This window comes from Nocardiopsis ganjiahuensis DSM 45031 (genome assembly GCF_000341085.1).
In the GTDB taxonomy this organism is placed as follows: Bacteria; Actinomycetota; Actinomycetes; order Streptosporangiales; family Streptosporangiaceae; genus Nocardiopsis; species Nocardiopsis ganjiahuensis.
In genome coordinates this window covers 32,295-52,293 of sequence record NZ_ANBA01000016.1, presented here as the reverse complement: position 1 = coordinate 52,293, position 19,999 = coordinate 32,295, and the positions used below count along the sequence as shown (strand labels likewise).

Annotated in this window: 17 protein-coding genes and 1 pseudogene; 6 read left to right on the top strand and 12 right to left on the bottom strand. The window is 72.5% G+C overall.

Features of this window, described 5'->3' with window-relative positions; translation table 11 throughout:
- Positions 1-107: 107 nt before the first annotated feature.
- The 3 genes from D458_RS0122865 to D458_RS0122855 all read right to left on the bottom strand — a co-directional run bounded on the left by D458_RS0122865 (position 108) and on the right by D458_RS0122855 (position 2,733).
- Complete coding sequence (locus tag D458_RS0122865; protein WP_017589063.1) at positions 108-896, bottom strand: 3'(2'),5'-bisphosphate nucleotidase CysQ family protein; 789 nt, start codon at positions 894-896, stop codon at positions 108-110.
- Positions 893-1,954 (bottom strand): ATP-grasp domain-containing protein, encoded by a 1,062-nt coding sequence (locus D458_RS0122860; protein ID WP_017589062.1) that lies wholly within the window; start codon positions 1,952-1,954, stop codon positions 893-895. The genes D458_RS0122865 and D458_RS0122860 overlap by 4 nt, the downstream gene beginning before the upstream one ends.
- 248 nt (positions 1,955-2,202) lie before the next feature.
- Positions 2,203-2,733 (bottom strand): YbhB/YbcL family Raf kinase inhibitor-like protein, encoded by a 531-nt coding sequence (locus D458_RS0122855; protein WP_017589061.1) that lies wholly within the window; start codon positions 2,731-2,733, stop codon positions 2,203-2,205.
- 203 nt (positions 2,734-2,936) lie between these two features.
- Here D458_RS0122855 and D458_RS0122850 point away from each other — a divergent pair, with 203 nt between their 5' ends.
- Positions 2,937-3,902, top strand: a complete 966-nt coding sequence (locus D458_RS0122850) for an LLM class F420-dependent oxidoreductase (protein ID WP_017589060.1) — start codon at positions 2,937-2,939, stop codon at positions 3,900-3,902.
- Positions 3,903-3,985: 83 nt separating this feature from the next.
- Here the strand turns inward: D458_RS0122850 and D458_RS0122845 are convergent, their stop codons facing one another.
- The 3 genes from D458_RS0122845 to D458_RS0122835 form a co-directional block, all read right to left on the bottom strand.
- Positions 3,986-5,230, bottom strand: coding sequence for a PucR family transcriptional regulator (locus D458_RS0122845; protein WP_017589059.1), 1,245 nt, complete (start codon positions 5,228-5,230; stop codon positions 3,986-3,988).
- A gap of 228 nt (positions 5,231-5,458) precedes the next feature.
- A complete protein-coding gene (gene aspT / locus D458_RS0122840) occupies positions 5,459-7,150 on the bottom strand; it encodes an aspartate-alanine antiporter (protein ID WP_017589058.1) in 1,692 nt (563 codons plus the stop codon).
- Positions 7,151-7,187: 37 nt separating this feature from the next.
- Positions 7,188-8,813 (bottom strand): bifunctional aspartate transaminase/aspartate 4-decarboxylase, encoded by a 1,626-nt coding sequence (locus D458_RS0122835; protein ID WP_017589057.1) that lies wholly within the window; start codon positions 8,811-8,813, stop codon positions 7,188-7,190.
- A gap of 252 nt (positions 8,814-9,065) precedes the next feature.
- Between D458_RS0122835 and D458_RS0122830 the strand changes: the two genes are divergently transcribed.
- The 5 genes and pseudogenes from D458_RS0122830 to D458_RS35725 form a co-directional block, all read left to right on the top strand.
- Positions 9,066-9,557 carry a hypothetical protein gene (locus tag D458_RS0122830; RefSeq protein ID WP_017589056.1) on the top strand — a complete coding sequence of 164 codons (492 nt, stop codon included), beginning with the start codon at positions 9,066-9,068 and terminating at the stop codon, positions 9,555-9,557.
- A 143-nt stretch (positions 9,558-9,700) separates the two neighbouring features.
- Positions 9,701-10,024 (top strand): putative quinol monooxygenase, encoded by a 324-nt coding sequence (locus D458_RS0122825; protein WP_017589055.1) that lies wholly within the window; start codon positions 9,701-9,703, stop codon positions 10,022-10,024.
- A 57-nt stretch (positions 10,025-10,081) separates the two neighbouring features.
- Positions 10,082-11,131, top strand: a complete 1,050-nt coding sequence (locus D458_RS0122820; RefSeq protein WP_017589054.1) for an aldo/keto reductase — start codon at positions 10,082-10,084, stop codon at positions 11,129-11,131.
- 61 nt (positions 11,132-11,192) lie between these two features.
- Positions 11,193-11,678: a winged helix-turn-helix transcriptional regulator gene (locus D458_RS0122815; protein WP_017589053.1), complete on the top strand. Its 486-nt coding sequence runs from the start codon at positions 11,193-11,195 to the stop codon at positions 11,676-11,678.
- Between the two features lie 362 nt (positions 11,679-12,040).
- Positions 12,041-12,874 (top strand): annotated as a pseudogene (locus D458_RS35725) (LysR family transcriptional regulator); the annotation flags it as partial.
- A 27-nt stretch (positions 12,875-12,901) separates the two neighbouring features.
- Here the strand turns inward: D458_RS35725 and D458_RS37700 are convergent.
- The 6 genes from D458_RS37700 to D458_RS0122780 form a co-directional block, all read right to left on the bottom strand.
- Positions 12,902-14,326, bottom strand: a complete 1,425-nt coding sequence (locus D458_RS37700) for a vWA domain-containing protein (protein WP_239648046.1) — start codon at positions 14,324-14,326, stop codon at positions 12,902-12,904.
- Positions 14,310-15,215 carry an SRPBCC family protein gene (locus D458_RS37695; RefSeq protein WP_026119596.1) on the bottom strand — a complete coding sequence of 302 codons (906 nt, stop codon included), beginning with the start codon at positions 15,213-15,215 and terminating at the stop codon, positions 14,310-14,312. The genes D458_RS37700 and D458_RS37695 overlap by 17 nt, the downstream gene beginning before the upstream one ends.
- A complete protein-coding gene (locus D458_RS34030; protein WP_017589050.1) occupies positions 15,212-16,123 on the bottom strand; it encodes an AAA family ATPase in 912 nt (303 codons plus the stop codon). Before D458_RS34030 ends, D458_RS37695 begins: the two co-directional genes overlap by 4 nt.
- A 3-nt stretch (positions 16,124-16,126) precedes the next feature.
- Positions 16,127-17,017, bottom strand: a complete 891-nt coding sequence (locus D458_RS0122790) for an XdhC family protein (protein WP_040702720.1) — start codon at positions 17,015-17,017, stop codon at positions 16,127-16,129.
- Between the two features lie 84 nt (positions 17,018-17,101).
- A complete protein-coding gene (locus D458_RS0122785; protein ID WP_017589048.1) occupies positions 17,102-19,465 on the bottom strand; it encodes an aerobic carbon-monoxide dehydrogenase large subunit in 2,364 nt (787 codons plus the stop codon).
- Positions 19,462-19,998: a (2Fe-2S)-binding protein gene (locus D458_RS0122780; protein ID WP_017589047.1), complete on the bottom strand. Its 537-nt coding sequence runs from the start codon at positions 19,996-19,998 to the stop codon at positions 19,462-19,464. The genes D458_RS0122785 and D458_RS0122780 overlap by 4 nt, the downstream gene beginning before the upstream one ends.
- Between the last annotated feature and the right edge of the window lies 1 nt (position 19,999).

The following is a 19,999-nucleotide window of genomic DNA, read 5'->3' as shown; positions in this document are numbered from 1 at the left end:
GAGTTGGTGACCACACCATACGTGTCGTTCCCGGTGCGCGAAAGTGCTCGGAGGGGTCAGTTCTCCGGGCCTTGCCGCGGAGCGCGCCGGGGTGCTGTCGTCGCAGGTCAGGCTGCTATCCAGTGAGCCACGGCACGACACGTCGAGGGATCGGCCGCACCCACCAGACCGGTGTGCTCGAAGGACCCCCGGTAGGTGAACCCGGTGCCGTCCAGACGGGTCACCAGACCCCCCGTCTCGGCCAGGACCAGACCGGGTGCGGCGACGTCCCAGTCGCGCACCGGGACGTCCTTCACGAACAGGTGGGCGTCGCCCTCGGCGATCCGGCACAGCTTCAACGAGATGCTGCCGCTCTCCAGGTACTCGCCGTAGCCGAAGCGGTCGTACACGCGCCGGGCGATGCCGGAGGGTTCGGGGGTGTTGTCGGTGAGTACTCCGTGCCCGGGCGGGGTCGGCGGATGCGTCGGCAGGAGCCTGCCGTTGCGCCGGGCGCCCTGGCCGCGCACGGCCGTGTACAGGACCCCGCTCTCGGGGGCGAAGACCGCCGTCACCTCGGGGTGATCCCCGATGACCAGGGCGGCCTGGGTGACGTACCCGTCGAACCCGTGCACGTAGCTGGCCGTTCCGTCGATCGGGTCGATCAGCCAGTACCGGGGCGGCCGCTCACGGGACAGCGACGCGGGGTCCTCCTCGCTCACCACCGGGATCTGTCCGTCGATCGCGGCCAGCCGCTGCGAGAGCGCCCGGTGGGCCATCGCGTCGGCCTCGGCCTTGAACTGGCTGCCCTCCCACACGCCGCTGCGCGCCGAGGGGTCGCAACGCCAGTCGCGCAGCAGCCCGCCGACCTCCACGACCGCTGACGCCACGGCCTCGGAGAGGGCGTGCTGGGCGTTCACCGCGCACGCACCGGGACGATCGGGGGCTGGTCGCCGGTGGACACCGACCCGGGCAGGGCGAAACCCGCCCCGCTCGAGCTGGGGGCCGGCGCGGGGGAGATCCCGTGTGCGGCGAACCGCGCCTCGGGCATGAACTCGTCGGTCCACCTCCGGACCATCGCCACCCCCTCGCGCCACTCGTCGTCCAGCCTGGGTCCGTCGCACACCGCCTGCCGGAGCAGGCCGGCGATCTCGTCGACCCCGGCGGCCACGGTGAGCGCGGCCGTGGACGAGAACCGCGGGTTGATCTCGAAGACCCTGGGCCGCCCCCGCCCGTCCAGGCACAGCTGGACGTTGAACGGGCCGTCCGCGCGCAGCGCGGTCTGGACCGCCCGACAGGTACGGACCACCTCGGGGTTGCGCCGGGTGATGGCGTACTTGGTGACCCCCTGCTTGAGCAGTACCTCCTTGGGCACCACCGCCTGTACGTCGCCGTCGCGCCAGACCACGACCGACACCGTGTACTCGGGACCGGTGACGCGTTCCTGGACGATCAGCTCGTCGGCGGCGTACCCGCTCTCGGAGACCACGCGGGCCATGTCGCGGGTGGAGTCGACGACCATCACGCCCCGGCTGCCGCGCCCGCTGCGGGGCTTGACGATGAGGCCGTCGGGGGAGGCGTCGGCGGCGCCGGTGGGCCACTCCGAGGCCAGCCAGGTGCGGGGCACCCCGATCCCGGCGTCCTCCAGCTGCTGCATGAGGACGTACTTGTCCAGACAGGTGGTGACGAAGTCCAGGCGGGGCAACAGCACGGCCACCCCGTCCTTGGCGAGTTCACCCACCCGGACGAGCTCCTCGTCCACCAGCGGGACCACGGCCACGGCCTGCTCCTCGGCGCACAGGGAGCGCATCCGGGGCAGGAACGCCTCGCTGTCGCCTGGCGGGACCAGGTAGCCGCGGTCCGCCAGGTACAGGCCGGGTGCGGCGGGGTCCACGTCGGTGGCCACCACCCGGAACCCGTGTTCGCGCAGATGCAGGATGGTTCCGGGTGTCGGAGCAGAACCCGCTGTGGTGACCACGACGGTCGGTTTCCTCGAAGACTGCTGTGGCACCAGCTGAACCCTTCCAGGCATGTTCTGTGTGGGCCGGGGGATGGACCGAGCCTAGACGGGGGAGGGTCCCCGGGGCTTGTGAATGGCCAGATGCGGTTGCGAAGTGAACCGGACCGGCCCCTCGCGCGTGTATCCGACGGCCCCGGGAGGGGAGGGCGGAGGGCGGGCGCCGCGCCGAGCGCGGCACCCGCCCTCCGGAGACGGGGCGGAAAGCCCTACTTCTGCTCGTACGTGGGGGTGACGATCGCCCGGCCGAGCGTGTGCGAGAACAGGTTGAAGCCGAGGAACGCGGGGCTCGCGGAGGCGTCCACGCCCAGGCTCGGGACGTCCACCGCGTGCACCACGAAGAAGTACCGGTGGGGGCCGTGCCCGGCGGGCGGCGCGGCACCGATGTAGCGGTGGCTCCCGGCGTCGTTGCGCAGGGTCACGGCCTGTTCCGGCAGGCCGGAACCGTTGCCCGCGTCGGTCGCCAACTCGGTGACGTCGACGGGGATGTCGCAGACGGCCCAGTGCCAGAACCCGCTCGCGGTGGGCGCGTCCGGGTCGAAGCAGGTGACGGCGAAGCTCCGGGTCCCCTCGGGGAAACCGCTCCAGGACAGGTGCGGGGAGGCGTCCCCACCCCCGGCGCCCATGATCCCGCTGACCTGCGCCTTGGACAGGGGCTGCCCGTCCGTGACGTCGTCGCTGGTCACGGTGAACGAGTCGACCCGGGGCAGGAAGTCGTAGGGAGATGGCGGCTTGGCCACGGCGATGGCCTCCTTCGTGCTCGTGGATGTCCGTACCGGCCCGCCGCAGGCGGGCCCGCCACCGAACATACGCCCCTCGAGCCCCGGAGGCGGTCTACTGCGCGGAAGGGGGCGCGGGGTACGGTCGTGCCGAGACCGGACAAGAACCCGGTTCGGTTCGGGCGACAGGACCCGGCCGGACCGGCCCACCGACAGGAGTCGCCATGACCGACCGCTGGGGCATCACCGTCCCCTTCGAGGGCATCCCCCTGGCTGACCAGCGCGCCCTCTTCGAGTCGCTGCCCGACCTCGGCTACACCGACGCCTGGTCGGCCGAGGCCAACGGCACCGACGCGTTCACGCCGCTGGCCCTGGCCAGCGTGTGGGCGCCCCAGCTGCGCCTGGGCACCGCGATCGTGCCCGCCTACACGCGCGGGCCCGCCACGCTCGCGATGAGCGCGGCCACCATGGCCGCCGCCGCTCCGGGCCGCTTCAGCCTGGGGATCGGCACCTCCTCGAACGTGATCGTGGAGCGGTGGAACTCCATCCCCTTCGAGGAGCCCTACAAGAAGGTCCGCGACACCGTGCGCTTCCTGCGCGAGTCGCTGACCGGCCGGAAGGTCAAGGCGGACTACGACACCTTCTCCGTGAAGGGCTTCACGCTCGGGGCGGTCCCCGAGCAGCAGCCGCCGATCCTGGTGGCCGCGCTGCGCCAGGGCATGCTGCGCCTGGCCGGGCGGGAGGCCGACGGCGCGATCATCAACTGGCTGTCCTCCGAGGACGTGCGCACGGTCGCCCCGATCGTGCGTGAGTTCGGTGAGGAGAAGGAGGTCGTCGCCCGGATCTTCGCCATCCCCGACACCGACCCCGACACCGCGCGCGAGATCGGCCGCTGGGCGATCTCGGCCTACCTGAACGTGCCGGTCTACCGGGCCTTCCACGAGTGGTTGGGCCGCGAGGAGCTCGGTCCCATGTGGAAGGCGTGGGATGACGGCGACCGCAAGGGGGCGCTCGCCGCGATCCCGGACTCCGTCATCGACGACCTCATCGTGCACGGTCCCGCGGAGTACTGCCGTGAGCGGATCGAGGCCTACGTGGAGGCGGGGGTGAGCACCCCGGTGATCGCGCCGATCGCCCCGCCCAGCCTGGACCCGGCCGACGTGATCCGCGCGCTGGCTCCCCGGGGCTGATCCGCCGCGACCCCGGCCCCCTCGTCCGGGATGTCCCCCGCGCACCGGTGCGCGGGGGACATCCCGACCGTTCGGTATGTTCCCTACTCCGGACCGAGGGGCCCCAACAGCCTGCGCGCCCGCAGCACCAGCTCCAACTCGAACCGGGCCCCCGGTTCCCGCAGCCGGGGCCCGAACAGCTCCTCCAGCTGTCGCATCCGGTACCGCACGGTCTGGGGATGGATCCGCAGCCGCTCGGCCGCCTCGTTGGCGTTGAAGCCCGACTCCAGCCAGGCCAGCAGGGTGTCGGCCATCCGCTCCCGCTGCGGTGCCCGCATCCCCTCCAGCGGCGCCAGCCGGGTGCGGGCCATCTCGGCGACCAGGGCCGTGTCCCGGGACAGCAGCAGTTCCGGAAGGTGGTCGCCCCACCGCAGCACCCCGGACCCGGGCACCACGCCGGTCCGCACCAGCTCCGCCAGCTCCCGTGCACGGGACAACGACGCCGGGGCCCCGTCCAGGGGCACCGTCGGCCCCAGCACCGCGCAGCACCCCCGCAGCGAGCGCTCCAGCGACCGCAGCCGCCCCGGCCCCTCCGGATCGGGTACCAGCGCACACGGCTCCAGCCGGTCCAGGTCCACCAGCACGTCCGGGGGCGGCACCGGCACCGCTGCCGTCGCACCCTCCTGAAGCAGCAGCGCCACCGCGACCCGTTCGGGCAGGCGCCACCGGGCGGACCGCGCCAGCGTCGACAGCGCCCGCGCCTCCGGCTCCGTCCCGGCCTCGGCCAGCAGCACCTCCAGCAGCCGGGCTCGGCGGCGCCGCAACGCCTCCACCCCGGCCCCGCGCACCTGGGCGTGGCCCTCCGCGGCGGCGGCGGAGATCTCCTCCTGGAACGAGAAGAGCGCCTCGCCGAGCGCGGCCATCTGGTCCCGGTCGACCGACTCGGCCCGGGCCAGCCGCCGCCAGGCCGCCGCCGCCGAGGTGCGCAGACCGGTGTGCAGGCACTCCAGGGTGCGCCCCTGGCGGGCCTCGCCCGCCCCGAACGCACGGAAGGTCCTGGCGACGGAGTCCGGCTGTCCGGCCCCGGCCTCCTCGGACTCGGAGTCCTCCGCCTCGGAGGCATGTTCGACCCGGTCCAGGAAGGTGTGCACCGCGACACCGATCACGGTCCTGACCGACTCGACGTGCGACGGTTCCAAGGGCTGGGAGTGGGCCTCGGCCCGGCGGCGGACAGCGTCCACGGCCTCCTCGACCAGGTGCGGCACCAGGGGGCGGAGCTCGGCTCCCAGTGCCGGGGGCAGGTCCGCGACGAGGGCGCCGCGGCCGCCCTCCCGTAGTCGGTACGACATGTCACCTCCGGCGCGGACGCACAGCGGAGCCCTTCGGCGCACGCCCGCGCGTGCGCCGACTCTCCTCGAGCACGCCCGCGCGTGCTCTGTGCGCCAGTGGGTGCCGTGATGCCGGTCACCCCCGCCAATACCACCAGAGGCCGCTCCCACGGACAAGCCCCGGCCCCCTCGTAAGGGAACCGGGGCTTGTCCGTGTCCGGCTGTGGGACGCGGGCCGGCGGGGCGGCCTCACACCACCGCGCCGGCCAGGGCCACGATGATCGGACCGGTCAGCGGCAGCAGGATGTTCGAGATCGCGTAGGTGATGGTGTAGGCGATCATCGGCACCGAGTTCCCGGCGGTGGACACCACCTGGCTGATCGCCGGGGTGCTGCACTGCTGACCGGCGACCGCCCCCATGAGCAGCGGCGGCTCGATCTTCAGGATCTTCCAGCCGACGAGGATCGAGACCGTCGCCGGGATGAGCGTGGTGAGCACCGCCGCGATCGGCAGCATCACCCCGTACTGCTGCACCAGTTGCAGCGCGGAGGGTCCCGCGGACAACCCGACCGCGGCGATGAACGTCGCCAGGCCCAGGTCCTTCATGGTGCCCGCGGCGGCCGGGTGCAGGGTTCCGAAGGTGGGCCGCCTGGCCCGCAGGTAACCGAAGACCAGGCCGGACAGCAGCGCTCCGCCGCCGGTGCCCAGGGTGAGGTCGGCGTTGCCGAGCGGGATCACGATCTGCCCGACCAGGATGCCCAGCACCAGACCGAGCCCCAGGTAGACGAAGTCGGTGGTGTACTGCGACGCCATCGGGTAGCCGAGCTTCCTCCCGGCCGCCTTCACGTCGCTGGGCGCACCCAGGAGGGTGAGGACGTCGCCGACCTGGAGCAGGGTCCCGGGCAGCGCCGGGATCTCCTTCTCGGTGCGGGTCAGCCTCTCCACGAAGACCGACCCGCGCAGCTTCGCCCCGAGCACCTCGTTGATCCCGCTCAGCGGCATGTTGTGCGTCCTGCGGTGGGTGAGCACCACGTTCAGGGACTGGAGCACCACGTCGGGCTCCTCGGCCTGCTCCGGGCCGATCACGTCCTCGGCGCCCACCAGCGCGGCCCGGCGGCCGACCACCACCAGCAGGTCGCCCTCCCGGACACGGAGGGTGTCCTCGGGCCGCACGTTCTGGTCGCCCCGGCGGACCTCCTCCACGGTGGCGCTGCCCGGCAGTGAGCGGACGATGTCGTCGATCGTGCGCCCCGCGCTCCGGTCCACCCGGAAGACCCGGCCCACCAGGTCGGGCAGGGCGGGCTGCTCGCCGGGCTGCGCGTCGTGGCCGCCGCTCAGCCGGTGCCACAGCTTCGCGGACTCCTTCTGCAGGTCGAACCGCATCAGCCGGGGCGCGACCTGGCTGGTCAGCAGCACGATGGTGATCAGGCCGCACAGGTAGCTGATGGTGTAGGCGGTGGCGACGTTGTTCTGGAGGGTCCGGGTGTCCTCCTCGGGCAGCCCCAACCGACCGATCGCCTCGCTGGCGGTGCCCAGCGCCGCGGACTCGGTGGCGCCGCCGGCCATCAGCCCCGCCGCGGTGCCCTGGTCCAGCTGCATGATCACGGTGAACGTCAGCACCACACCGATCACCGCCACCACCTCGATGATCGGGAAGCCCAGGTAGCGCAGCCCCTTCCGATTCAGGTTGGCGAAGAACTGCGGTCCGCTGCTGAACCCCAGCGCGAAGATGAACAGCGCGAACGCCAGGTTCTTCACGCCGTCGCTGAGCTCGGCTCCGGTCAGGTAGCCGATCAGCAGCGCCATCAGCAGGGTGCCGCACACCCCGCCCAGCCGGATGGGGCCGAACGGCACCTTGCCGAACAGGTAGCCCAGGGCCAGCGCGGTGAAGAGCGCGATCTCCGGGGTGTTGACGAACAGGTCGGTGATCCAACCGCCCACGGCGGCCTCCTCGCGTCTCAGTGAGCTCCGGAAAGCCTCAGGAGCGGTCGGCGGACGAGGTGAACCGCTGGTGGTACTCCGCGCCGATCTGCTTCAGGGCGCGGCCGATCCGCCCGTAGGCCTCGTGTTCGAGGTTGGCCAGGCTCACCCGCACGGACCACTCGGGGCCGTCGAAGCCGCCGCCGTTGAGCAGCACGACGCCGTCCTCCTCGGCCAGGCGCAGGACCGGGTCCACCGGCTCGTAGTTCGCGCGCATCCACTCCGCGAACTCGGTCCCCCAGTGCCGCTCGGCCCAGGCCAGCAGGTCGAGTTCGACGTAGTAGCCCGCGCGCAGGGCGTTCGCGGGGAAGGGCACCTCCAGCCCTTCGGACAGGGCCGTCATCCGCCGCTCCAGGACGCGCATGACCGGCTCGTGGTACTCCTCGTCCGTGTGGGTGAGGGCGAACAGCGCGAACAGGGCCATCTGTACCTGCTGGGGCGTGGACAGCCCGGCGGTGTGGTTGAGCGCCACCGAACGGCTGTCGGCCACCATGCGGTCGATGAACCGCAGCCCCGGCACGTCCAGGGAGAGCGAGGCGTAGCGCCGGCGGACCGCCTCGGCGTCCTCCCCGGACAGGCGCGCGATCCGGTCGTCCACGACGTTGTCGGGTTGGAGGGCGATCACGCCCAGCCGCCACCCGGTCGCTCCGAAGTACTTGGAGAACGAGTACACGCCGATGGTGTTGCGCGGGCACACCTCCATCAGCGAGGTGAACCCCCGCACGAACGTGCCGTAGACGTCGTCGGTGACGATGACCAGGTCCCGGTTGCGCTTCTCCACGATGTCCCGGATGCGGTTCAGGGCGCGTTCGGACAACGCCACCGACGGCGGGTTGCTCGGGTTGACCAGGCACACCATCCGCACCGACGGGTCGGCGAGCTTGTCGAGCTCGGCGTCGTCGTAGTCCCACGTGTGGAAGTCGCCCTCGGTGCCGCGCGAGGCGCTGACCTCGACCACGTCGAAGTCGTAGCGCTCCAGGTGGGGGATCTCCAGGTAGGGCGTGAAGATCGGGGTCATCAAGGCGATCCGGTCGCCCTTGCGCAGGACGCGGTTGGTCTGGAGGGAGTCGAAGACGTAGCACATGGCCGCGGTGCCGCCCTCGACCGCGAACAGGTCGTAGGGGGTCTCGGGGGGTCGGCCGCCCATGGCCCCGGCCAGGTACTCGTGCACCGACTCGGCGACGAACGGCAGGATGCGGTCGGGCACGGGGTAGTTGTCGCCGATGATCCCGTCGACCAGTTCGAGCAGGACCGCGTCGGAGCGGTGCCCCTCCACCCGGTTGAGCACCCGGCGCAGCAGGTCTGCCCCGGGCTCGCCCGCGTTCTGGTCGAGGAACGCCGAGAAGCGCTCGGTGATGCCGTCGGAGACGGGCATCCCGGCGACGGCGGGCCACTCGTTCCAGTGGCGGCGGGTCTCCAGGACCGCGAACCGGCCGAGCAGGAAGAACGCCTCGCGGGGCGGGGCGGCGGTCCAGTTGGGGTTCCCGCGCCCGGCGTTGAGCATGGCGTGGGCGTGCTTCCGGGAGGAGGCCCCGGCCAGGTCCATCAGATGGCCCTTGAGCTCGAAGGGGCTGAGCCCCTCCAGTCCGCGCTGCGCCGCGCGATCGTCCCCGAGATCGGTCATGGGACCCCTTCCGATATGTCGCTCAGGGTGATTGTGCGCATACGGAAGGCGCCCCCTGGGGGCGGGTGCTCGGGGCGGGGTCAAGCCGAACCGAACCCATACCCGTGCTTTGCCTGATCAGGGGGTCTGCGGCGATTGACCGGTCGATACACGTAGTCATCAAGCGGATGAATGCGGTAACAATGGTGCGGTGCGGGCGCCACCGGCGTCCGCTCGCGACCGACCAGCCCCGCTCCCGGAAGGCCACCCCCCATGCGACGCACCCTCATGTGTGCTGCCCTGCCCCTGTTCCTCGCCCTCACCGCCTGCGGCGGCGACGGTGGGGAAACCGCCGAGTCCCCCGTCGAGGAGAGCGTGGAGGAGGTCGCGGCCGGGGCCGGCGAGGACGCGGCCGCCGTGGCGGCCCAGGCCGTCGCCGAGGGGTTCGTCGCCTCCCTCGCGGCCGGAGACGGCGAGGCGGGCTGTGCCTTCACCGACGAGGGCGCCCAGGCCGCGATCGTGGCCCAGAGCGAAGCCGAGGACTGCGCGGAGGCCTTCCCCGACTACGCCGCCGGCCTGCCCGACATCGAGGGCATCGAGATCGGAGAGGTCACCGTCAGCACCGACCTGGACGGTGAGACCCTGATCGCCAACGTCGAACTGGTCCACCCCGACGAGGACCTCGGCGCCCTGGAGGTCCGTGAGGGCACCGACGGCGAGTGGCGCGCCACCCGCCTGCCCGGCACCACCCTCGGCGGCGCCTGAGCTCGGTCACGGTCAGGGGTGAGGCAGCGAACACCCCCGCGGCGTGCTCGTCGAGGTCTCGACCGTCCCGGTTCTGGAAGAGTGGGGACCGTGAGGCACGGCACGACCGCGTGCCCCGTGGCACAGAACGAAGGAGATGCGGAATGATCCTGATCGTCGTCAAGTTCCGGACCAGGCCGGAGGCCGTGGACAGCTTCCTCGACGCGGTCGCCGACTTCACCGCGGCCACCCGCGCGGAGCCCGGCAACCTGTGGTTCGAGTGGTCCCGGAGCGTCGAGCGCGACGACGAGTTCGTGCTCGTCGAGGCGTTCAAGGACGGCGCGGCCGAAGCCCACGTCAACAGCGATCACTTCAGGGACGGGCTGGCGTCCATGAAGCCGCTGCTGAAGGAGACCCCGCTGATCGTCAGCCGCGTGGTCGAGGGCGAGGGCTGGGACCGCATGGGCGAACTCACGGTCGACGATTAGCGGAACGGCTGGTTTCGACGGGTTTCGACGGACCGGACAGGCTGAAGGGGAGCGGACTTGGTCACGTACGTGGCGGACGCGGGGCGGTACGACTCTCTGGAGTACCGGGCCTGCGGCAGGAGTGGGCTGAAACTGCCGAGGCTGTCGCTGGGACTGTGGCAGAACTTCGGCGGCGACCGGGACCTGGAGGGGCAGCGCCGGATCCTGCGCCGCGCCTTCGACCTCGGCGTCTTCCACTTCGACCTGGCCAACAACTACGGCCCGCCGCCGGGCAGCGCCGAGGAGAACCTCGGCCGGTTCCTGGCGGAGGACTTCGGTCCCTACCGGGACGAGCTGGTGATCACCACCAAGGCCGGGTGGACCATGGGGCCGGGACCGCACCAGCAGGGCGGTTCTCGCAAGTACCTGCTGTCCTCGCTCGACCGCTCGCTGAAGCGGATGGGCCTCGACCACGTCGACATCTTCTACAGCCACCGGCCCGACCCGGACACCCCGCTGGAGGAGACCATGCTGGCCCTCCACCACGCGGTGGTGTCGGGACGGGCCCTCTACGCGGGGATCTCCTCCTACGGTCCGTCGCTGACCCGTCGGGCCGCGGCGATCATGCGCGACCTCGGCACGCCGCTGATCGTCCACCAGCCCTCGTACTCGATGCTCAACCGCTGGGTGGAGGACGGCCTGCTGGAGGCGGCAGCGGACGAGGGCATGGGCGTGGTCGCGTTCTCGCCCCTGGCGCAAGGGCTGCTGACCTCCCGCTATCTGGGCGGTGACGTGCCCGTGGACTCCCGCGCCGGCGTGGGGCGGCCCAGCTGGCGCGACAGCATGCTCACCGAGGAGGTGCTCGGCCGGGCCCGGGCGCTCAACCAGATCGCTGCCGAGCGCGGCCAGACCCTGGCGCAGATGGCGATCTCCTGGGTCCTGCGCGAGCAGGGGCCGCGCACCGTCACCACGGCGCTGGTCGGCGCCTCCAGCGCGGAGCAGCTGGAGCAGAACCTGAAGGCGGCGGAGGCGACGGACTTCTCCGACGAGGAGCTGCGCGACATCGACCGGTGGGCGGTCGACTCCGACGTCAACATCTGGTGGGGCGCCACCGCCTCCAAGGAGTAGACCGCAACCCGGCGGGGCCGGTCCGCCGTTCGGGATCGGGGTGAGCGGGTATTTTGGCACCATGCCGATCAAACTCGATCCCGCCCTCGCCGATCTGCGCTCCTGGAAGCCCCGGGCGTGCTCGATCTCGAAGGCGCTGGAGATCGTGGGACAGCGTTCGGCGCTGCTGATCATGCGCGAGGCGTTCTTCGGCACCCGCCGCTTCGAACTGTTCGTGGAACGGGTCGGTATCACCGACGCGGTCGCCGCGGCGCGCCTCAAACAGCTCACCGAGGCCGGACTGCTGCGCCGTGAGCCCTACAAGGAGCCGGGCAGCCGCACCCGCCACGAGTACGTCCTCACCGACATGGGCGCCGACCTCATGCCCGCGGTCTTCGCGCTCAAGGGCTGGGGCGACACCTACCTCCAGGAGGGCGGCGGCCCGCTGGCCCTGGTCGAGGACGGCACCGGAGCGCCGGTGCGGGTCGGCTACCTGACAGAGGACGGTCGCGAGGTGTCCCCGGACGAGCTGCGGATGGCGGTCCGGCGCCGCCGTTCCCGGGACTGAGCAGCCGGGTTCCTGGGCCGGCCGGCCGCTCCCGCGGCCGTGCGGCCTCCATCGCCGAGCGGCCCCGGGGCCGTGCGGCCTTCCGGGGGGCGCTTCGCGAGCAGTGCGCGTGAGGGGTAAGCAGGCACCTGGATGCAGGGCTGGGGCTTGAGTGGCGGACTGGGCCCTTCGTGGTATTTGGGTCTTTCGGGGCAAAAGTCTCTTGTGGGGTGCTCAGGCGTCCCCTAGCTTGACCTCATCCCCCCTGTCCGAAAGGTCGCCATGCCTTCCCCCCGGCGCCGGACGCTCCTCCCCGCCCTGTCCCCGGCCGTGCTGGACCACGCGAACCCCGATCCGGAACACCCCCGCGCGCCCCTGCCCCGATGCCCCGGGGGCGTTCGGTGACTCCCACGCAGCTGAGAGCGTTCTCCGCGGTGGTCCGGCTGGGCTCGGTCAAACGGGCCGCCCGCGAACTCGACGTCTCCGAGGCCGCGGTCTCACTGCACATCGGCAAGCTCCGCAGACTGTTCGGTGACCGGCTCTTCTCCCGGACCGGCGCCGGACTGGCCTTCACCCCCGGCGGCCTGCGCCTGGCCGGTCGCGCCACCGAACTGCTGGGCCTTCAGGACCGTACCCTGCGTGAGGTCAGCCAGGCCGGCACCGGTACCCGTCTGCTCCGCATCGCCGCCTCCAGCCTGTTCGTCGAGTACGCGGCGCCCGGCCTGATCGAACTCTTCGTGGGGCGCGCCGACGACCTCGACGTCGAGCTGAGCGTGCACAGCCCGAGCCGGTTCGAGGAACTGCTGTACGACCGGGCCGTCGACGTCGCCATCGGCCCGGGCCAGGAACAGGCAGCGGGAGGCGAACCCGAGCGGGTGACCTCCCAGAGCATCCTCAGGTACCAGCTGCTCACCGTGGTGGGCCCCGGACACCCCTTCGCCGGTGGGCGGACCGCTCCCGAACGCCTCCGCGAACAGACCTGGCTCCTCGGCCCCTCGGCCCTGGACCACACCGGGCTGGTCCCCGCGGTCCTGCGCCGGTTCGGTGTTCCGGAGGCCCGCCAGCGCGTCTTCCAGAGCCACGCGGCCGCCCTCGACGAGGTCAAGAAGGGCGCCGGGGTGGGTCTGGCCCTGGGGTACGCGGTCTCCCACGACCTCGCCGCCGGACGCCTGCTCCTTCCGGTCGGCCCTCCGGTGCGCACGGGCGGCTGCTGGTCGGTGAGCGCCCTCCCCGACAGCGACGAGTCAGGAGTGGCCGCCGAGTTCGTCCGCTTCGCGACCACGCCCCGCGCCACCCAGACCATGCTGCGGGGAGCGGGTGTCGATCGCGGCCGCTTCCGCTCGGGGGTGCACGTCACCCTCTGGAACCACGCCGTGCCCCAGAGGCCGGCCACCTGACCCGTCCCGAGAGCCCTCCCTCCGGCTCCCGGGCGCGCTCTCGCGGGCCACGGCCTCCACCACATCCCGGAGGGCGGCGAAGGTGTGTGCGGGCAACAGCGCGTCGCAGAACGGCAGGGCCGCGGCCATCCCGCCCACCGAGGGCTCGAAGCCCGGGGCGGCTGCGCGGGGGTTGGCCCACACCACCCGGTGGGCCCGCCGCCGCAACCGCTCCATGGCCGCCGCCATCGCCTCCGGGGCGTCCCCGTCCCACCCGTCCGAGGCCACGACCACCACCGCGCCGCGCACCGCCGCCCCGTGCCGGGAGGCGAGCAGGGCACGCAGGTTCGCGGCGATCCGTGTCCCGCCGAACCGGTCGTCCACGGCTTCGGTGGCACGGGCGACCGCCTCCTCTGCGGTGCCCTCGCGCAGCAGCGGGGTCAGCCGGGTCAGACGGGTGCCGAAGGCGAACGCCTCGGTCTCCACGGTCAGCGCGAAGGCCCGCATCAGGTGGACGCAGGCAGCTGTCTGGGCCCGCATCGAACCGCTCACGTCGGACAGGACCACCACCCGGCGCGGACGCGACACGGGGCGGGTCCGCACCAGTTCCACCGGCTCCCACCCGGTCCGGCGGGCCCGGGCCAGGGTGGGCCTGAGCGCCACCCGCCCGCCGGAGCGCCCCGGGGCCCGCCTGCGGACCCTGCGCCGGGGCAGCCGGGGCCGCAACTCCGCCAACCACGCCCCGAGCCGAGCGGTCTCCTCCTCGGAGAGCTGGTCGAAAGGGGCCTCGGCGAGGGCGTCGAGGTCGCTGGGGAGCAGTTCCGGGAGCGCGGACGCCGGGCTGTCCCGTTCCGGGTCGGCGGGGCCGGGCGGCAGGGTCACCCACGGCAGCCCGGCACCGACCGCGCCCTCCTGCTCGGACCCGGGGCCCGGCTCGGGGGAGCGGTCGGCTCCGGTTCGGACAGCGGCCAGGGGGGTCGAGTCCTCGTCCCCCGGAACACCGCCCCCGAAGACGGTGTCGAACACCGTGTCGAAGGCGGCGAGATCGCACCGCCGCCGCACCAGGCACACCCGCGCCGTCCAGTAGAGCCGGCCGAGCGCGGTCGGCGGGACGGCGGCCAGCGCCCGGGCCAGGGTGCTCGCGGCGTCCAGGTCCACGCGCACGCCCCGGGAGCGCAGGCGCGCGGTGAGGGCGACGGCGAACGCCGCCCGGTCCACTCCCGGCAGCGGGGACGCGTCCGGTCGCTGGGAAGGGGCCGGGGAGGCCACCGCGCGGTCAGGTGAAGTAGGCATAGCCGAGGAGGAGCCCCACCACCACGACCACCACCGCCAGCATCGGCCACAGCCGCTGGACGACGGCCTTCCCGGTGGCCCGGCCCAGGTCCAGCGGCGCCGCCTCCCCACCGTCGATGCTCCGACGGGTGGAGGGCGCGGGGCCGGTCGGAGCCGGGTCCGACCCGGGCGTCAGTCCCGTGGCCGTGGTCCAGGTCCCCTCGGGGCCGGCGCCGTCCCCGCTCTCCTGGACCTCGTCGGACAGGTCGCCGTCGGCGGACATGTGCCTGCCGCCCGACATGTGGGCGCCTCCGGACATGTGCCCGCCACCGCTCATGTGGTCTCCGCCGCTCGTATGGGAGCCCCTGCCCTCCTCGCTCCGTCCGTTCGCGTCGTCCCCGGCGCCCCCGCCGAACTCCGCACCGTGGTGCGCCATGACCGCCGCCTCCGTTTCCGTGCCGGTGAGCTTGCCCTCCAAGCACTCGACGAACTGTCCCAGCAGCCGCTCGGACACGTCCTTGACCATCCCGCCGCCCAGTTGGGCGAGTTTGCCGGTGATCCTCAGGTCCGTACCCACCGAGACCGCGGTCCCACCGCCCTCCTCACGGAGCTCGAGCGTGACCGACGCCGACGCGTTCCCTCCGCCCCGGCCGGCCCTGCCCTTGGCCTCGATGACCGCACGCCGGTTCCGGGCGTCCTGCCCGACGAACCACGCGGTGCCCTCGTAGGCGGCCGCGACCGGCCCGACCTTCACCCGCACCGTTCCCGAGTAGACGTCGCCGTCCGGTCCGCTCTCCACCCCGGTCAGGCGTGCGCCCGGCATGCAGGGCGCGATCGCCTCGACGTCGGTGAGCAGGTCCCACACCCGCTCGACGGGCGCGTCGACGGTGAACTCGTTGTCGATCCTCACGTGGCTGTCTCCGCTCGGGCCCTGGGGGAGTGCTCCGGCCCCGGCGGGCCGTGGCCGAGGTCGTTCAGTGCCGAGACCACGGTTTCATGGTCGTCGGGGGTCTTCGCCAGCGCGGACAGGGTCCGCACGATGTCGTCCCGGACCAGTTCGGTCACACCGAGAGCGCCCAGCGCCGACACCCAGTCGATGCTCTCAGCCATCCCCGGGGCCTTGTCCAGGTCCAGTTCCCGGACCCGCCCCACGAACTCCGTCGCCGAACCCACCAGCGCCTCGCCCGCTTCCGGGACGCGGCGGCGCAGGATCTCCGCGGCCCGTTCCGGGGCCGGGAAGGTGATCCAGTGGTAGAGGCAGCGGCGGCGCAGGGCGTCGTGCAGGTCGCGGCTGCGGTTGGAGGTCAGTACCACCAGGGGCGGCCGTTCCGCGGTGAAGGTGCCCAGCTCGGGCACGGTCACCGACGCCTCTCCCAGGAACTCCAGCAGCAGCGCCTCGAACTCGTCGTCGGCCCGGTCCACCTCGTCGATCAGCAGGACCGGCGGCACCGGCCCCCCGTGCCGGACCGCCCGCAGGATCGGCCGGTCGAGGAGGAACTCCTCACCGAACAGGTCGCCGTCGTCCAGCCGCTCGCCCCGGGACTCCGCCAACCGGACCGCCAGGAGCTGCCGCTGGTGGTTCCACTCGTACAGGGACTCGCCCGCGGTCAGCCCCTCGTAGCACTGCAGCCGGATCAGCGGCGCGTCCAGGGCCCGGGCGAGCGCCTTGGCCACGGCGGTCTTGCCCACGCCAGGTTCGCCCTCCAACAGCAGGGGGCGCCCGAGCGCCATGGCGAGGAAGAGGGCGGTGGCGGTGCCCTCGTCCACCAGGTGGTCCTGTTCGTCCAGCCGCCGCCGGACCTCCTCGGCGTTCAGCACGGGCTACCCCTCCGCCCTGTACCGGTCACGGCAGCCGGGGCAGCAGAACCACAGCTCCCGGCCGCCGGTCTCCAGCCGCGGGGTCGTGGGCCCCACGGTCACGCTCATCCCGCAGACGGGGTCCACCGCGCTCTTCACGGCGGACCCCTCACCGGCGGCCGGGGCGGGGGCCGCCAGGCCGTCCACGCGGACCGCCCGGGTGAGCTGGGCGAGGATCGACAACGCGATCTCCGCCGGGGTGCTCGCCCCGATGTCCAGGCCCACGGGGGAGTGGACCCGTCCCCGCTCGCAGTGGTCGAGGTCCATGGCGTCCAGCACCGCGGCGCCCCGCCGCAGGGAGGCCACCAGCCCCACGAAGCCCACCCCGGCGTCCAGGGCGGCGCGGATCACCGCCGCCTCGTCGCCGCCGTGGCTGGCCACGATCACGGCGGTCGAGCCCGCCACCACGGACGTGTCCGCCCCGGTCTCGACCACGAACCCCAGCGGCGGGGCGAGCCCCCGCAGGGCGGCCACGATCGGGGACTCGCCCACCACCCCGACCACCGGGTCCGGCAGGCGCGGCCGGAGGAAGATCTCCAGGGCGCCGCCGGACAGGCAGGGGTTGACCACCACGTGCGCTCCCGGGGTCTCCGGGAAGGGCTCGTCCTCGCCCGGCAGCACCCGCAGCAGCACGCTGCGGCCGTCGCGGATCGCGCCGAGGGCGGCGGTGCGCACCGAACCCTGCGCGCACTGCCCGCCCACGAAACCCTCGATGGAACCGTCCGGCAGGACGATCGCTCCGTCCCCGGGCCGGACCGAGGCCGGGACCTGCGCCCGGACCACGGTCGCCTCGACGAACGGCACCCTGCCGGCGAGCAGTTCGCGCCCGCGGTCCGACAGGTCAACGGCGGCCATCGCGTGGCCCACCCCTTCCTGGATGCTGCTGTTGGTGGTGCTTCGGTGGGGACCGGCGCCCCGGATCCGGCCTCGGAGCCACGGTCAGAACGACGGCTCGGCCCGGCCGTTCATGGCGTCCCACACCCGGGAGGGGGTGAGCGGCATGTCCGCGTGGCGGACCCCGAACGGCTTCAGCGCGTCCACGACCGCGTTCACCACCGCGGGGGGAGACCCCACCGTGGCCGACTCGCCCACGCCCTTCGCGCCGATCGGGTGGTGCGGCGACGGTGTCACCGTGTAGCCGGTCTCCCAGTCGGGGACCTCCAGCGCGGTCGGCAGGAGGTAGTCCATGAACGAACCGCCCAGGCAGTTGCCGTCCTCGTCGAAGGAGATCATCTCCATGAGCGCCATCCCGACCCCGTCGGTCAGACCGCCGTGCACCTGGCCCTCGATGATCATCGGGTTGATCCGGGTCCCGCAGTCGTCCACGGCCACGAAGCGGCGCACCTTCACCTGCGCCGTCCCCGGGTCCACGTCGACCACGCAGATGTAGGCCCCGTGCGGGTAGGTGAGGTTCTCGGGGTTGTAGCAGACCTGGGCCTCCAGACCGCCCTCGATCCCCTCGGGCAGGTCACCGGCGCCGTGGGCCCGCAGCGCGATCTCCTGGATGGTCACCGACCGCTCGGGGTCGCCCCTGACCGAGAACGCGCCCTTCGTCCACTCCAGGTCCGCGACCGACACCTCCAGCATCCCCGAGGCGATGATGCGCGCCTTGTCGCGCACCTTGCGCGCCACCACCGCGGCGGCCGCCCCCGACACCGGCGTGGACCGGCTGCCGTAGGTCCCCAGCCCGAACGGGGTGTTGTCGGTGTCGCCGTGCACCACGTCGATGTCGTCCGGCGGGATGCCGATCTCCTCGGCGACGATCTGCGCGAAGGTCGTCTCGTGCCCCTGCCCCTGGGACTGCACCGAGAGCCGCACCACGGCCTTGCCGGTCGGGTGGACGCGCAGCTCACAGCCGTCCGCCATGCCCAGGCCGAGGATGTCCATGTCCTTGCGCGGTCCGGCGCCGACCGCCTCGGTGAAGAACGAGACCCCGATGCCCATGAGCTCGCCGCGCGCACGCTTGTCCGCCTGCTCCTTGCGCAGCTCCTCGTACCCGGCGATGCGCACCGCCTCGCGCAGGGTGGGTTCGTAGTCGCCGGAGTCGTACACCCATCCGGTCTTGGTGGTGTACGGGAACTGCTCGGGCCGGATGAGGTTCCTCGACCTCAGCTCGACCGGGTCCATCTCCAGTTCGTGGGCGAGGCAGTCCACGATCCGCTCGACCAGGTACACGGCCTCGGTGATCCGGAACGAACACGCGTAGGCCACGCCGCCCGGGGCCTTGTTCGTGTACACGGCGGTCATCTTGGCGTAGGCCGCCTCGATGTCGTAGCTGCCGGTGAACACCCCGAAGAACCCCGCCGGGTACTTGGTGGGAGCCGCCTGGGCGTTGAACGCTCCGTGGTCGGCGAGCACGTTGGTGCGGATGCCCAGGATGCGGCCCTCGCGCGTGGCGGCGATCTCGCCGCGCATGATGTAGTCGCGGGCGAACCCGGTGCTGACGAGGTTCTCGGAGCGGTCCTCCATCCACTTGACCGGCTTGCCGATGACCAGGGACGCCACGATCGCGCACACGTACCCGGGGTAGATGGGCACCTTGTTGCCGAAGCCGCCGCCGATGTCGGGGGAGATGACCCGGATCTTGTGCTCGGGCAGCCCCGCGACCATCGCGTACAGGGTGCGGTGGGCGTGCGGCGCCTGGGTGGTGGACCACAGCGTCAGCCGGCCCTCCACGGAGTCGAAGTCGGCGACCGCGCCGCAGGTCTCCATGGGCGCCGGGTGCACGCGCGGGTAGACGATGTCCTCGGTGACCACCACGTCGGCCCTGGCGAACACCGCTTCGGTGGCGGCCTCGTCGCCGGTCTCCCAGTCGAAGACGTGGTTGTCCGCCTTGCCCTCCAGGTCGTCGCGGATCACCGGAGAGCCCTCGGCCAGGGCGGTACGGGCGTTCACGACCGGGGTGAGCATGTCGTACTCGACGTCGATGAGCTCCAGGGCGTCGCGGGCCGAGTAGTGGTCCTCGGCCACCACGAAGGCGACCTCCTGGCCCTGGAAGCGCACCTTGTCGGTGGCCAGGACCGCCTGGACGTCGTTGGACAGGGTCGGCATCCACGCCAGGCCCTTCTCGGCGAGGGCCGCGCCGGTCACGACCGCCTTCACCTTGGGGTGCGCCTCGGCGGCGCTGGTGTCGATGGAGACGATCCGGGCGTGCGCCACAGGGGAGCGCAGGATCGCCAGGTGCAGCATCCCGGGCAGCTGGACGTCGTCCACGTACCGGCCGCGGCCGCGCACGAAGCGGGGATCCTCCTTGCGGAGCATCCTGCCGTGGCCGACGGGCTTGTGGTCGTTCACCGTGGTCATCGAACCCCCTCCTCGGCGCCGTCGGACGCGGCCCCGCACTCGGGCCGTGCCGGGCAGGCGGCGGCCTTCTCGGCCGCCTCGTGCTCGGCCGCCCAGCGCACCGAGCGCACGATGGTGGCGTAGCCCGTGCAGCGGCAGATCTGCCCGGAGATGGCCTCGCGCACCTCGTCCTCGGACGGGTCGGGGTTGCGGTCCAGCAGGGCGCGGGCGGTCATCATCATCCCCGGGGTGCAGAAACCGCACTGGAGGCCGTGGCACTCCATGAACCCCCTCTGCACGGGGTCGAGCTCGCCGTCGGTGGCCAGGCCCTCGACGGTGCGGACCTCCTTGCCTCCCGCCATCGCGGCCAGGACGGTGCAGGACTTGACGGGTTCACCGTCCATCCACAGCACACAGGTGCCGCAGTTACTGGTGTCGCACCCCCAGTGGGTGCCGGTGAGCCCCAGGTGGTCCCGGACGAAGTGCACCAGCAGGAGACGGCTCTCGATCTCCTTGGTGACCTCTTCGCCGTTGACGGTCATGGTGACGCGCATG

What these genes read in the sequence shown, in the direction of transcription:
- D458_RS0122790 (WP_040702720.1), bottom strand. Translation starts at nt 17,017, where the DNA reads ATGGCCGCCGTTGACCTGTCGGACCGCGGGCGCGAACTGCTCGCCGGC.
- D458_RS0122785 (WP_017589048.1), bottom strand. Translation starts at nt 19,465, where the DNA reads ATGACCACGGTGAACGACCACAAGCCCGTCGGCCACGGCAGGATGCTC.
- D458_RS37700 (WP_239648046.1), bottom strand. Translation starts at nt 14,326, where the DNA reads ATGCCTACTTCACCTGACCGCGCGGTGGCCTCCCCGGCCCCTTCCCAG.
- D458_RS0122815 (WP_017589053.1), top strand. Translation starts at nt 11,193, where the DNA reads ATGCCGATCAAACTCGATCCCGCCCTCGCCGATCTGCGCTCCTGGAAG.
- D458_RS0122780 (WP_017589047.1), bottom strand. Translation starts at nt 19,998, where the DNA reads ATGCGCGTCACCATGACCGTCAACGGCGAAGAGGTCACCAAGGAGATC.
- D458_RS0122835 (WP_017589057.1), bottom strand. Translation starts at nt 8,813, where the DNA reads ATGACCGATCTCGGGGACGATCGCGCGGCGCAGCGCGGACTGGAGGGG.
- D458_RS0122845 (WP_017589059.1), bottom strand. Translation starts at nt 5,230, where the DNA reads ATGTCGTACCGACTACGGGAGGGCGGCCGCGGCGCCCTCGTCGCGGAC.
- D458_RS0122825 (WP_017589055.1), top strand. Translation starts at nt 9,701, where the DNA reads ATGATCCTGATCGTCGTCAAGTTCCGGACCAGGCCGGAGGCCGTGGAC.
- D458_RS0122830 (WP_017589056.1), top strand. Translation starts at nt 9,066, where the DNA reads ATGCGACGCACCCTCATGTGTGCTGCCCTGCCCCTGTTCCTCGCCCTC.
- D458_RS0122850 (WP_017589060.1), top strand. Translation starts at nt 2,937, where the DNA reads ATGACCGACCGCTGGGGCATCACCGTCCCCTTCGAGGGCATCCCCCTG.